Origin of the sequence: Bowmanella dokdonensis (assembly GCF_017254865.1) — a bacterium.
GTDB lineage: Bacteria > Pseudomonadota > Gammaproteobacteria > Enterobacterales > Alteromonadaceae > Bowmanella > Bowmanella dokdonensis.
In genome coordinates this window covers 35,061-48,391 of sequence record NZ_JAFKCV010000018.1, presented here as the reverse complement: position 1 = coordinate 48,391, position 13,331 = coordinate 35,061, and the positions used below count along the sequence as shown (strand labels likewise).

13 protein-coding genes are annotated in these 13,331 nt (G+C 55.6%); 7 read left to right on the top strand and 6 right to left on the bottom strand.

The window, feature by feature from the left end; all coding sequences use genetic code 11:
• Positions 1 to 41: 41 nt before the first annotated feature.
• From J0A66_RS19645 to J0A66_RS19630, 4 genes are read right to left on the bottom strand one after another with little or no spacing between them, the layout of a single operon-like run.
• A complete protein-coding gene (locus J0A66_RS19645) occupies positions 42 to 911 on the bottom strand; it encodes a ketopantoate reductase family protein (protein ID WP_338143926.1) in 870 nt (289 codons plus the stop codon).
• Positions 912 to 916: 5 nt separating this feature from the next.
• On the bottom strand, positions 917 to 1,294 hold the full coding sequence (locus J0A66_RS19640; protein WP_206575563.1) for a VanZ family protein: 378 nt from the start codon (positions 1,292 to 1,294) through the stop codon (positions 917 to 919).
• Positions 1,287 to 2,000, bottom strand: coding sequence for a TIGR01621 family pseudouridine synthase (locus J0A66_RS19635; RefSeq protein WP_206575562.1), 714 nt, complete (start codon positions 1,998 to 2,000; stop codon positions 1,287 to 1,289). Before J0A66_RS19635 ends, J0A66_RS19640 begins: the two co-directional genes overlap by 8 nt.
• A gap of 37 nt (positions 2,001 to 2,037) precedes the next feature.
• Positions 2,038 to 2,607: an Hpt domain-containing protein gene (locus tag J0A66_RS19630; protein WP_206575561.1), complete on the bottom strand. Its 570-nt coding sequence runs from the start codon at positions 2,605 to 2,607 to the stop codon at positions 2,038 to 2,040.
• A gap of 345 nt (positions 2,608 to 2,952) precedes the next feature.
• On the opposite strand from J0A66_RS19630, the gene gshA reads away from it, so the two are divergent.
• Positions 2,953 to 4,551, top strand: a complete 1,599-nt coding sequence (gene gshA / locus J0A66_RS19625; protein ID WP_206575560.1) for a glutamate--cysteine ligase — start codon at positions 2,953 to 2,955, stop codon at positions 4,549 to 4,551.
• 116 nt (positions 4,552 to 4,667) lie between these two features.
• Complete coding sequence (locus J0A66_RS19620; protein ID WP_206575559.1) at positions 4,668 to 5,294, top strand: transglycosylase SLT domain-containing protein; 627 nt, start codon at positions 4,668 to 4,670, stop codon at positions 5,292 to 5,294.
• Positions 5,295 to 5,304: 10 nt separating this feature from the next.
• Here the strand turns inward: J0A66_RS19620 and J0A66_RS19615 are convergent, their stop codons facing one another.
• Positions 5,305 to 7,503: a diguanylate cyclase gene (locus tag J0A66_RS19615; protein WP_206575558.1), complete on the bottom strand. Its 2,199-nt coding sequence runs from the start codon at positions 7,501 to 7,503 to the stop codon at positions 5,305 to 5,307.
• Between the two features lie 164 nt (positions 7,504 to 7,667).
• Positions 7,668 to 8,282 carry an endonuclease SmrB gene (gene smrB / locus J0A66_RS19610; protein WP_206575557.1) on the bottom strand — a complete coding sequence of 205 codons (615 nt, stop codon included), beginning with the start codon at positions 8,280 to 8,282 and terminating at the stop codon, positions 7,668 to 7,670.
• Positions 8,283 to 8,366: 84 nt separating this feature from the next.
• Here smrB and prmB point away from each other — a divergent pair, with 84 nt between their 5' ends.
• The 5 genes from prmB (at position 8,367) to J0A66_RS19585 (ending at position 13,320) form a co-directional block, all read left to right on the top strand.
• On the top strand, positions 8,367 to 9,305 hold the full coding sequence (prmB, locus tag J0A66_RS19605) for a 50S ribosomal protein L3 N(5)-glutamine methyltransferase (protein WP_206575589.1): 939 nt from the start codon (positions 8,367 to 8,369) through the stop codon (positions 9,303 to 9,305).
• Positions 9,306 to 10,409 carry a chorismate synthase gene (gene aroC, locus J0A66_RS19600; protein ID WP_206575556.1) on the top strand — a complete coding sequence of 368 codons (1,104 nt, stop codon included), beginning with the start codon at positions 9,306 to 9,308 and terminating at the stop codon, positions 10,407 to 10,409.
• Between the two features lie 4 nt (positions 10,410 to 10,413).
• Positions 10,414 to 11,586 (top strand): MFS transporter, encoded by a 1,173-nt coding sequence (locus tag J0A66_RS19595; protein ID WP_206575555.1) that lies wholly within the window; start codon positions 10,414 to 10,416, stop codon positions 11,584 to 11,586.
• 80 nt (positions 11,587 to 11,666) lie between these two features.
• The gene (locus tag J0A66_RS19590; protein WP_206575554.1) at positions 11,667 to 12,212 is read left to right on the top strand and encodes an elongation factor P hydroxylase; all 546 of its coding nucleotides are present in this window, start codon (positions 11,667 to 11,669) and stop codon (positions 12,210 to 12,212) included.
• Positions 12,205 to 13,320 carry an ATP-NAD kinase family protein gene (locus J0A66_RS19585; protein ID WP_206575553.1) on the top strand — a complete coding sequence of 372 codons (1,116 nt, stop codon included), beginning with the start codon at positions 12,205 to 12,207 and terminating at the stop codon, positions 13,318 to 13,320. Before J0A66_RS19590 ends, J0A66_RS19585 begins: the two co-directional genes overlap by 8 nt.
• The last annotated feature ends 11 nt before the right edge of the window (positions 13,321 to 13,331 follow it).

Sequence of the window (13,331 nt, the reverse complement as noted above, 5' to 3'; positions counted from 1 at the left end):
CCTGTATCTGTCGGTCGCCCTTGGAGGAAGAGGGCGAAAGTTCAGGATCCCGTTGTTTGCTCCTGCGCCTTGATCTGGCGCCACAATGCTTCGTTGTGGGGTACCTGCAAGCCCAACTCATGGGCTTTCTTACAGACAAAACCATTGATATAGTCGATCTCAGTACGCTGGCCAAGGCGAAGATCCTGGTACATGGAGGAGTTGTTGTCGGCTGTGGCCTGAATGACCTGTAAGACCGTCGCCTCCAGGTTGCCGGCCCCCGGTAGTTTGAGGGTTTGCATCAGCTGGCCGATTTCTTTGCAAAGCTGATGGATAGCGCTGCGGTGCGCCTTGGCAGCCAGTTCACCGTTCTTAATCTGGTACAGGGCGGTCAGAGGATTGATTACCGCATTGACGGCCAGCTTCTGCCACATAGCCGGAAGCAGATCGGCATGCCAGGTGCAGGGAGACAACAGCGTGTTGAGGACGTCCTTTGCCTGAGCATTGCAGCCTGTCACCCAGGCCAGATCCGTGGCACCCCGGCCCGTCTCCCTGACCTGGCTTCCCTCTTTGAGCACCGCCAGACGGGTGATACCCTGAATCACAGTATGTCCGGCGAGCAACGGCTGTACTTCGTCCAGGACCCCCATTCCATTGTGCAAAAGCAGCAAGGGCTGTTGGTGCAGAAAAGGCTTGAGGGATTGGATGGCAGGCAATAGCTGATAAGCCTTGAGAGGAAGGAGCAATAACTCGTCGCCTCTGAGCTGGGCGGGGCTGATGGAGGGGGAGCTCAAGATCTGTCCCGCTCCGGTAAGGGGCTGGAAATGCAGAGTGTGCAAGCGGGTCTGACGCCCCATTACGGCATAGTCCAGGTGCAGTTGTTCGCACCTGGCTGCCAGCAGGGTGCCGATGGCGCCCTGGCCCAGAATCACCGTTTTCAATCTCGTTTCCTTTTTTGCCGCCAGGCAGTCATTGTGCTCAAGATAAAGCCCAGAGCAATACCCAGCAGGTTGGCCTGAAGATCTCCCCAGCTACTGTGCCGGTAGGCGATCCAGAACTGTGACAATTCGGTCAGAACGGCAAAAAGAATCAAAAGACTTACCAACCAAAAAAAGTGCAGGCGAAGGCTCAGTCTGCACAGCAACGTCAGACCGGTAAAAAACAGCAAGTGATAGTGCTTGTCCAGACTGGTATCAATAAACAGGTATTCGATGGGCACCCATAGCAATAGACAAAAGCAGGTCAGCGCCAGGAGCATCACAAAGAAAACCCGGGGATGGGTGACCAGGTTGGCAGGATAGGGATTGTTACTCATCAGCTTGTCTGCCGGATTTCAGCTCGGGCCAGGCTTGATCCCAGGGGGCAGTGAATGACTGTAGCGCGTGCTGGCAGCCGGTTGTCTCATATAGCTGGCCCTGGCTGGGTCTGCAAAGGAAGGCAAAATCCTGTTGTCGATGCCTGAATCGCAGGGCAAAAGCATGCAGATAGGTCCGATCCGCTGAGCTCCCCCCATAAAGGGTATCGCCGATAATCGGGCTGCCGAGACTTTTTAATGCCACTCTTAACTGGTGAGTCTTGCCGGTGGCAGGCTTCAACAGTACCAGACGTTGTCTGTCGCCGGTACTCCGGCTGAAAAACTGACTGACGGCAGGATTCTGGCGACTGCCGGTGAGCTTCCACTGGCCCCGCCTGGCCTTTTGCATGTCACCTATGATTGCGCCCTGCTTCTTGCCGGGCTTACGATCGATCAGGGCCAGATAGTATTTTTCCACTTCCCGTCTGGCAAACAGTCCACTGAGCTGGGCAGCACTGTCTGCATCCTTGGCCAGCAACAACAGGCCGGAGGTCACCTTGTCCAGCCTGTGGACCAGAAACAGCGGGGTATCGCCCAACTGTCGGCTGAGTACGGTAACCAGGCCGGGTGTCTCACCTTCCTGATGCATACCAAGGCCAATGGGTTTATTGACCAGAACAAAACTGTCACATTGGTACAGGATGTCAATGACGGAGGAGTTGGCCATCAGATAAGGGGATCCGGAGTACGTCTGTTTGTCAATTTCACGTCTCTTGCAGCAGCTCTAGAGCAGCGGAATAGTTGAGATCACTGATGCATTCCCTGAGTTCATGCCGTCGGGAAGCGCTCAGTGGCAGGGCCACCAGCAGAGCGTCCAGCCGATTGGGGGCGATAAATTCGTTTCGCCTGAGTGTCTCCAGCAGCATCTGACGAGCCTTGTCGCTATCCAGTTGCTGGATTGATGCTGCGGGACTGGCAGTCTGTCCGACTTGCTGGCGGCGAAATTCATTCAACGCCTCCAGGGTCAGTTGCAGGTCCTGCCGGTAATGAACCAGTTGGGCTGCCGAATCCGGCGACTTCTGCTTGAGCAACTGCTCCAATGCATTGCTCGTCTGATAAAGGGGTCGCATACCCAGATTACCAGCCACGCCTTTCACCGTGTGCACCAGTTGTCTGGCCTGTTGCCATTGACCCTGCTGCAGTAACTCTGCTACTTCTCCGGCGCTGGTGGCGTATTGCTCAACGAACCGATCCAGCAGGCGACAGAGCAGGGGCTCGTCGCCGCCCAATTGCTCGATGGCAAATGGACTGTCGAAGTATTCCTTGGCTTGCATATTAAACTCCTGACTTCAAACGATGGCTGATTTGACTGACAGCCGACCGAAAAGTGCTTCTCTTCGACGCAGGCAGTGACTTCCCACTGCCAGAGCCAGGGAGTATTCTGTTATAAGAAGCCCGGTACGGCAATGGAACATGATTTTGTTGGTCCATGCTCAGGCGGACAATACAGAGGGTGAAATCAATCTGTTGTCCGGCGGGTCATGGTGGTCCCTGGACGCAATGATTAATCAGATCGGATGGAAAGGCCAGGGTCTGGCCGTATCTGCATTGGTTGCATTGCTTGAAATTACCATTATGCTCCCCACTAAAGGGGTTCAGAAGCCAAACTAGGATCTATTTTGCAGCAACATGACTCAACTTTCGCCGCGCGGCTGGCCATATTGGCCAAACCGCAGGTCGCCGACACCCTGAAAGGCATTCTGCGGGGCATTGAGCGGGAGGCGCTGCGCATCAATGCCGATGGCAGTATTGCGCAAACCCCACACCCAAGAACGCTCGGCTCAGCACTTTGTCATGACCTGATCACCACGGATTTCTCTGAAGCCTTGCTGGAATTTATTACCCAGCCTCATGCCGATCCCAGACAAGCTCTGGCCCAACTGCGTGACATCCATAAGTTTGTGCTTGAACACCTGGGCGACGAGCGCCTGTGGCCGGTGAGTATGCCCTGTTATATAGACAGCGAGGACAGTATTCCCCTGGCCCGGTATGGCACCTCAAATGTGGGCAGGATGAAAACCCTTTACCGCACAGGGTTGAAAAATCGCTATGGCAGCATGATGCAGGCGATTGCCGGAGTGCATTTTAATTTTTCCCTGCCCAGGGCATTCTGGCAAAGTTGGCTGCCTGAGGTATCGAGTCGTCAGGCCGATCAGGACGGCATTTCCGAGGCTTATTTCGCTCTGATCCGTAACTACCGTCGCTTCTGCTGGTTAATTCCTTACTTATATGGTGCCTCGCCGGCGCTGTGCAGTTCGTTCCTGCAGGGCAAGGAAACCAGCCTGCCGTTTGAAACCCTGCCGGGCGGTTCCTGCTACCTGCCTTACGCTACCTCCTTGCGCATGAGTGATTTAGGCTATACCAACAAGGCCCAGTCCGGCCTGAACATCTGTTATAACCAGTTGGACAAGTATCTTGGTTCTCTGCGCGAGGCCATTCGTACACCTTCGAGGGAGTTTGCCCGTTTTGCGGGTAAGAAGGACGGCGAATATCAGCAGCTTAACGCCAATGTCCTGCAGATTGAAAACGAGCTTTACTCGCCCATCCGGCCCAAGCAGCCGACCCGGCGACTGGAAAAGCCGTCTGACGCCCTGGCCGAACGGGGAGTGAGTTACATAGAGGTACGGGCTCTGGACGTCAACCCTTTCAGCGAAGTGGGCATCTGTCTGAATCAGTTCTATTTTCTGGACGCGTTCTTGGTCTACTGTGCGATTCATCCGAGCGCCAGTATGACTCAGGAAGACTTTGCCGAGACGGACCGGAATCTGCGCGCCGTCGTGACCGAGGGACGCCGCCCCGGCCTGATGCTGAGCAAGTCCGGCCAGAGCTTGTCATTGCAGGCCTGGGCACAACAGTTGTTTGCCGATATAGGTCAGGTTGCCAGAGTGATGGATGAGGCAATGGGCTGTGATCATTATTCGGCTTCAGTGACCACTGAACTTGAGAAGGTGCTGGAACCGGCTCTGACACCTTCCGCCCGGATTCTGGACCATCTGCAAAGCAGCGGCCAGAATACCGGTCAGTATGCATTGGAAATGGCCCAGCAGTACAAGCAGCGATTGCTGTTGCATGAATACAGTTTCCATAGCAAGGAAGAACTACTTAGGATGGTGGAACAGTCCTGGCAACGCCAGGCAGAAGAGGAGGCATCGGACAGCCTCTCATTCGATGCGTTCCTGCAGGACTATTTTGCTTTGCAGGCCAGGACCTGTGCCTGATAAGCGAAGGTTGTGCAGATAAAAAAACGCCTGGCAGGAGCCAGGCGAAAAATAATTACAAGGGACACACTCAAACACACAGTCTGTATGAGTGGCACCAGAGAGAATAGTTCAGTGTGTTGAAGAAAAATTTTCATTATTTTTATTGTGCGCTGCTGGCAGTATCTCTGAGCGGATGTGCAACCAGTCCTCCGAAGGATACCAGCAACCTGTGTGAGATCTTTTACGAAAAACGGGACTGGTATGACGCGGCCAGCGATATGAACAGCAAGTGGGGGGTGCCCATCCATGTGCCCATGGCCATGATGTATCAGGAAAGCTCTTTCCGCCACGATGCACTCCCCCCCCGTGATTATGTCTTTTTTGGCCTGATCCCCTGGGGGCGGGTCAGTTCGGCCTATGGCTATTCCCAGGCCAAAACCCCCACCTGGCAGGACTATGTGCGTGAAACCGGCAACGGCTGGGCTTCGCGGGAGGATTTTGACGACGCCATGGATTTTATGGGGTGGTTTATCAGCAAGACCCATAAGATCAATGGTGTTTCCAAGTGGGACGCCTATGCCCAGTACCTGAACTATCATGAGGGTTGGGGCGGCTACAAACGCAAGACCTATAACCGAAAGGCCTGGCTGAAGACGGTCGCCGCCAAGGTCAAAGACAGATCCTACAGGTATGCCAAACAACTCAAAAGCTGCCAGGAAGATCTGGACACCCACTGGTTGTGGCGCTGGCTGACCAGTTAAACGCCGTCATTCAGGCCCTTGCCGACGGCGGATCCCCGTGGCTATTTTCCATACATACCCTGTTACGACCGCTGTGCTTGGCTGCATACAATGCCCGGTCGGCCCTGAGCAGTGCATCATCGAATGCCGCACTGTCTTCCTTTAAACGGGCAATGCCAAAACTGGCAGTGAGGCTTAGCTCGAGTCCATCCTGGATGCGCAGGGGACTGGCTGCCACTGTGGCCCGGAGTTTTTCAGCCAGGGCCTGAATGTCCTCCAGGCTGCTGTCGGTGACCAGTATGCCGAATTCCTCACCCCCCAGCCGGCCAAAACTGTCGTTACGGCGAATACTCTGCTGAATCAGTGCGGTGAAATGGCAAAGCATCTTGTCGCCCACGTCATGGCCGTGGCTGTCATTGACCCGCTTGAAGTGATCGATATCGGCGATAATGACAAATGAGGGCGGGCCGCCATGCCGTTTGCATCTGTTCCACTCCTGTTCAAGCTGATTGAGAAAAGCGCGTCGGTTTTCAATGCCGGTCAGTTCATCGGTCAAAGCCAGATTCTGAATACGGATCTCCATGTCCTTGCGTTCGCTGATATCGGTAATATAGCCATGCCACAGGGTACTGCCGTCCTCCAGTCGTTGTGGGCGCGAATAAGCCTCCCGCCAGCCGATCCTGGGGGAGTTCACCCTGAACTCGGCACGCCAGAGGCTGAGGTTTTGCCTGGATTCTTCGATGGACTCCAAAAAGCCAGGCAGATCATCGGGATGGATATTGGCAAAGCAGGGCTGCGCAGTTTCCCTGAGTTTCTCAACCGTTACGCCAAGCAGCTTTTCAATGGCCCCATTGGCGAAGGGAAAGCTGGCATGACCTTGCGCATCCATCCTGAACTGATAAATGGCGCCGGGTATCTGCTCAGAAATCCGGTTCAGGAAGTTGTAAGTCTTGTCCAGTTCCAGGCGGGTCTGCAACTGCTCGGTAATATCCATATGGGTGCCGCACATGCGCAGGGGGCTGCCACGAAAATCCCGCTCGGTGACAGCACCGGTAGACTGTATGTCACGCCAAGTGCCGTTGGCGTGGCGCATGCGCAACCGCAAACGGTATTGGTCGGTTTGCCCCTTCAGGTATTGTCCGATGGCCTTTTGGGTAGGATCCCGGTCCTGAGGATGCAGGAGCTCAGCAAAATCCACAAAGCGAATCTCTCCGCTTCGTGGAGGCTGACCTAACATCCTGAACCAGTTGTCGTTGACCTCAATACGGTCCTCGTCCATTCGCCAGTCCCAGGTGCCCAGATTGGTGGCACCGATAGCGTAACGCATCTGTTCGGCCTCCAGGCGGTTCTCCATGGACGTAACCGCCACGATCAGGGAGGCCATGCCCAGGCTGGTAATATATAGCCAGGTGCCCAACGGCGGGTCGGGCAGGCCGGCAAAGATGCCAGCCTGATTGAGAGCTCCGTATCCCGCCACACAGGAAAACAGCAGCACGACCCAGGACGTCACCGCCAGGTTGGTGCGCATGGCTATCCAGATAAGGCCCAGGACCGGCAACAGGGACAGAGCCAGTACGAAAGGGGTGGCTTGCCAGACAAAGAGTTCCATGCCGAGTAACAACATCAGCCCGAACACCAGCAGCATGCCCGGCTTGAACAGGATGGCCAGGCGGTTGAGATCGAATGTCAGCAGGGCAATACCAAAAATCAGCACACCTGTGATGTCTCCCAGCAACCAATTCCACCAGGCGGTGAAGAAATCTGTGACCATGATAACGTCATGCCAGGTGAGCAGTGCCACACCCATAAAGGCCAGCAAAGCCGGACAGCCAAGAATGGCAATCAGGCCAAAAAGTATCAGATCTTTTTGATGTTCCAGTCGTGCATCGAAGCTGAACTGCCTGAGCAGGCTGCAACACAGGTAAATGGGAATAGCGGAACTGAGCGAAATCTGCAGGCCAAACAGCCAATCCCTGTTTGAAGCGAGCATCTCAAGAGGGATACCACCGGCGATGATGGCGGGCCACAGTCGCAGATCCCAGCGCAACAGCAGTGCGATGGCAATGCCGATGGGTGGCCAGATCAGGCTGATGCCATAGGAGAGCGTGGCCAATTGAATGCCTAAATAGCCAAAAGCCAGGTAGCTGGAGGCCAGCAGCATAAAGCGGAGCAGGAACTGCAATGAAGCGATACGTGATCTGTCACCGGCTGCCACGGCGGTCTTGTACACCAGAAAAGGCCTGTTACTGCGGCTTACTGCTGGCAGCCCGGATCATGATTGGATCACGACTTCTGACTGCGGACTCGGTAAGCAATTATCGTTGCTTTGAGTTTAGTACGCTTTGGCATGGCTGAAAGTTCATTTGTCAGCGTTGGACAATTGTATCCGGGATCTCATTGGATACGCAGCAATACCAACAGGGCGCCCCTGCCGCCCCATTCCAGCGGTGCCTGGTGAAATGCCAGCACGTCAGGGTGTTGAATAAGCCAGTTCGGTACGCTGCGTTTGAGGACATGCTCTCCCAGGCCATGGACGATACAGACACAGGCGCAATGCTGCTTGCGGGCGGCGTGAAGCAGCGCGGCGATCTCCATCTTGGCGTCTTCCCGTCTGAGGCCGTGCAAATCCAGTATCAGATCCGGGGGATAGTCTCCCCGGCGTAGTCGCTTGAGTTCATGGCTGTCACTACCGGGTTGCACATACTTAAGCGGCTGGCTGGGGTCAAACCAAGCTTCGAAGCCATCAGAAAACTGGAAACTGGCCGCGGCCTGCCTGTCCAGCCTATGCTCTGGCTTAGACCGCTTTTGTCTATCTACTGCGGATTTCTGCTTGTTGCCCACTGAAGCAGAATGTATGTTGTCGCTGGCTTCAAGCCGCCTGTACCAAAGCGGACCATCCTCAGGGCTGGCGTGCTCAGGCAGCGTATCCTGACGCATTGGCTTGACATCCCTGATGGCTTGGCGAAACAAGGCCAGATCCTGCTCGTCGGGCTGCGGCTTCTTTGTCATTTGCTCTGCATTTGCTTGAAGAATAAGGGCATAATACCAATTCGAAACGATAATGACTGCATGAGATAACAGGTTATGAACCCGATGACTGACGATGCCCAATGGCTTGATGCCACAGGTGAGCTGCATACCCTGCTGGACTGGCTTCGATGGACGGCCAGCCGCTTCAACGAAGCGGAGTTGTATTTTGGCCATGGTACCGACAATGCCTGGGATGAAGCGGTCAGTCTGGTGTTACATGTACTGCACCTGCCTCATCAGGATCCCATGCCTTTGTTTGCCGCGCGTTTGACCAGCACTGAGAAACAACAGGTGCTGGAGCTGGTAACAAGGCGGGTAAAGGACCGGGTTCCTCTGGCTTATCTTACCCATCAGGCCTGGTTTTGCGGATTGCCCTTCTATGTGGATGAACGGGTACTGGTGCCCCGTTCACCTTTTGCCGAGTTGATTAACAGTCGCTTCGAACCCTGGCTGGGTTTCGAACCTGAGAACATCCTCGACATGTGTACCGGCAGTGCCTGTATTGCCATTGCCTGTGCCTACGCCTGGCCCGACGCCCAGGTGGATGCCGTGGATATCAGTGCCGAGGCATTGCAGGTGGCAGAGATCAATATCCAGGAGCATGGCCTGAATGAGCAGGTTTTTCCTATTCTGTCTGATGGCTATGGGGCGCTCAAAGGTCAGCGTTATGACCTGATTATTGCCAATCCACCCTATGTGGACGAAGAAGACATGGCCGACCTGCCTGAAGAATTTCATCATGAGCCTGAACTGGGACTGGCGGCCGGCCATGACGGACTGGATTTGGTGCACCGCTTGCTGAGGGATGCGCCGGACCATCTGAGCGAAAAAGGCTGGCTGTTTGTGGAAGTGGGTAATTCCATGGTACATATGCAGGCTCGTTATCCCACCCTGCCCCTCAGTTGGATAGATTTTGAGCGCGGGGGCCTTGGCGTATTTGCCATCAGCCGCCGTCAACTGGTGGAATACTTGTATCAACAACAAGCACAGGAAACGAACTAAGTGGCGGGAAATACTTTCGGTAAACTCTTTACCCTGACGACATTTGGCGAAAGCCACGGCACCGCTATAGGCGGCGTAATCGATGGCTGCCCGCCAGGACTGGCGCTCTGTGAAGCCGATTTGCAAGTGGATCTGGACAGGCGTAAACCCGGCACCTCACGCTACACCACCGCCCGGCGTGAAGCAGACGAAGTGAAGATCCTCTCAGGCGTATTTGAAGGCAGGACCACGGGCACCTCCATTGGTGTCCTCATTGAAAATACCGACCAGCGCTCCAAAGACTATTCCGATATCAAGGACATCTTCCGTCCAGGTCATGCGGATTACACTTATCAGCAGAAGTATGGCCTGCGCGACTATCGCGGTGGGGGGCGCTCCAGCGCCCGGGAGACTGCCATCCGTGTAGCCGGCGGTGCGATTGCCAAGAAGTACCTGCGTGACAGCCTGGGTATTGAGATTACCGGCTACCTTTCCCAACTCGGCCCCATTGAATTGGAACCAAAGGATTTGTCCCTGACCAATACTAACGCTTTTTTTTGCGCCGACGGGGACAAACTGGAGGCCTTGGATCAATACATGCGGGAACTGAAAAAGTCCGGGGACTCTATCGGGGCCAAAGTCTCGGTAGTGGCCCGCCATGTGCCGGTGGGGCTGGGAGAGCCGGTCTTCGACCGCCTGGACGCGGATATCGCTCATGCCATGATGGGTATCAACGCCGTTAAAGGTGTGGAGATAGGCGATGGTTTTGCTGTGGTCGGACAAAAAGGCAGCGAGCACCGGGATGCCATGACGCCCCGGGGCTTTGCCAGCAATCGTGCAGGTGGCGTGCTCGGAGGCATTTCTTCAGGACAGGATGTGGTGGTGCATCTGGCCCTCAAACCCACCTCCAGTATCAGCGTACCCGGCGCCAGCGTGGATGTGCACGGACAGGCAGCCGAAGTGGTGACCAAAGGCCGTCATGATCCTTGTGTCGGTATCCGGGCCGTGCCTATTGCCGAAGCCATGCTGGCTCTGGTGCTGATGGATCACTATCTGCGCCACCGGGGACAGAACGCCGGAGTGATGTCGTCTACGCCTGTCTTGCCGGGCAATCTGTCTGAGTAACACCATGTTGCCCTCAGGCCATCTGATGTGGCTGGGGCTGGCCTATCTGCTGTACTTTGGTCAGCTTGGTGTGCTGATCCCCTATCTGGCCATGTTTCTGGATGGGCGGGGCCTGAACTCGGTTGAAATCGGCCAGTTGCTGGCCCTGATTACCCTGACCCGCATTCTGGGTCCCAACCTGTGGGCCAACCTGGCCGATCGTACCGGAAAATGCCTGCGTATCCTGCAATTGGGCTGCCTGCTGGCGACATTGAGCTTTGTGCTGATTTTTATCGCCGACACTTTCTGGAGCCTGACCCTGTGTTTTGGCCTGGTGCTGATGTTCTGGACCGCCATCATGCCGCAGATGGAAGTCATTACCCTCAATTCGGTGGCCGGTGACTCCCACCGCTACAGCCAGATACGCCTGTGGGGCAGCCTGGGCTTTATCCTGCTGACCATCCTTGCAGGCCGGTTAATTGATTGGTTTGGGACTGAGGTACTGATACTGATCTGTGCTGCGGTGCTGATAGGCCTGCTGTTGGTCAGCCTGCGCCTGTCGGAACCGCAAAGCCTGCCAGATGACACTCCCCACACCGGCACCATCTGGCGTCGTATTGTGACGCCGGTATTCTTGGGGTTTATCCTGGCCATGTGTCTGTTACAGGTTGGCTTTGGCCCCTACAACAGCTTCTTCACCCTGTATATGAAAGACCTGGGATATTCGGGGCTGCAGACCGGTTTGTTACTGTCCCTTGGGGTGGTGGCCGAAATTCTGATCTTTCTCAAGGCCGGGCGTCTTATTCAACGATTTGGCATCAAGCATATCCTGCTGTTCAGCCTGGTTCTGACCCTGATACGTTGGTTGCTTCTGGCCTATCTGGCATTTTATCCCGGCATCCTGATCCTCAGCCAGTGTATTCATGCGGCCAGTTTTGGTCTGACCCATGCGGCGGCCATCCAGTTTATTCACCGATTCTTCGGCCGACGGTTCCAGAGTCGCGGACAGGCCTTGTATGTGAGTCTGGCCGGCGGGCTTGGCGGCGCCCTGGGAAACTTTGCCGCCGGCCTGTTATGGCAACAAGGCCAGGGCGCTACCGAGGCGTTTACTGCGGCAGCGCTGATACTGGCAGTGGCGACTCTGGTGGTAGCCCTCCTGCCAAAGGAGCAGTTGGAAGCACGGCAGCCCGTTGGCTGATTGGTCCGGTAAGTGGATTTGTCAGCAGCCCGGCCTCTGGTTACAATTCGCGCCGATTTTAGCCTAGATGGGGAACAGATTTGTCCGGCCAGCATCAGTACCAGCATCTGATTGCCCTTTTCAATGGGCAATTCGGCGCCAGTTTCAATACCCGACTGGTCCGGGGAGCCGGGGAACCCGTTTATTTGCCGGCCGACGCTGTCACGCCCTATCACAGGGTGGTATTTGCCCATGGCTATTACGCCAGTGCACTGCACGAGATTGCCCATTGGTGCCTGGCCGGGTTGAAGCGTCGCCAACTGGAAGATTACGGTTACTGGTATTGTCCCGACGGACGAAATGCCGAGCAACAGGCGGAGTTCGAGAAAGTGGAAGTCAAACCCCAGGCCATTGAGTGGGCCTTTAGTGTAGCTGCCGGCAAAGATTTCCAGGTCAGTAGCGATAATCTCAATGGCGTGGAATCCGATCGGCAGGCCTTTACCCGGCAGGTCCAGACTCAGGTCCGGCATTATCTCAATGAAGGCTTTCCGGCCAGGGCGGGCCAGTTTATTCAGGTCCTGCAGGGCTTTTACCATACCCCAGCCCTCAGGATGGAGCACTTTGCCCTGGAGTCCTGCCATGTTTAGGCTTGGTCTTATTATCAATCCCTATGCGGGAATCGGCGGCGCATTGGCCCTGAAGGGCAGCGACGGGGCTGAGGTAAGAAGCCAGGCCCTGGCCGGAGGAGCCAGGAAACTGGCTGGCGAGCGGACCAGACAGGCACTGGCTTTGCTTGCACCGCTCAAAGATCAGATCCGTATTTTCACCGCGTCGGCACAAATGGGCGAGGATTTGGCCAGGGAGATGGGCTTTGCCACCGAGGTGGTTTATCAGGCACCGAAGCAAACAGAAGCCCGGGACAGCGAAGCGACTGCCAAAGTGTTGCTCGGCAAAGATCTGGATTTGCTCCTGTTTGCCGGCGGTGATGGCACAGCGCGCAACATTTGTGCAGTGGTGGGGGACCGAATGCCGGTGCTGGGGATCCCGGCGGGTTGCAAAATTCATTCAGGAGTATATAGCGTCACCCCAAAAGCGGCCGGACGGGTGGTGGAGATGCTGGTCAGGGGGGAGCTGGTGAGTCTGGGTGAAGCCGATGTGATGGATATCGACGAGACGGCGTTTCGTCAGGGACAAGTGCGGGCAAAGCGTTATGGCGAGATGCGGGTTCCCACCGAACTGCGATATGTACAAGCGGTCAAGATGGGCGGGCGGGAATCAGAAGAATTAGTCCTTGCCGATATCGCCGCCCATGTCATTGAGTTGATGGAAGATGAAGTGTTTGTAATGGGATCGGGGTCAACAGTGGGCGGCATTATGAGCGAACTGGGCCTGGAGAATACTTTGCTTGGGGTTGACCTTGTCAGGGACAAGCAATTGCTTGGCCGCGATATGACTGCCGAGGAGCTGTTAAAAGCCATCGAGGGCAAACCGGCCAAGCTGGTAATCACCCTGATAGGTGGCCAGGGGCATGTGTTTGGCCGCGGTAATCAGCAGCTCAGCCCGACTCTGATCCGTGCTATCGGCCGGGAGAATATTCTGCTGGTGGCCACCAAGGGTAAGCTGCAAGCCCTTAATGGCCGCCCCCTGATTGCCGATACGGGAGATGCAGAGCTCGATCAGCAGCTTAGCGGCCTGATGCCGGTGATCACCGGCTATCATGACGAGGTCCTGTATCCCCTCAGTTCCCCCGATTAGTGAAAAGGTGT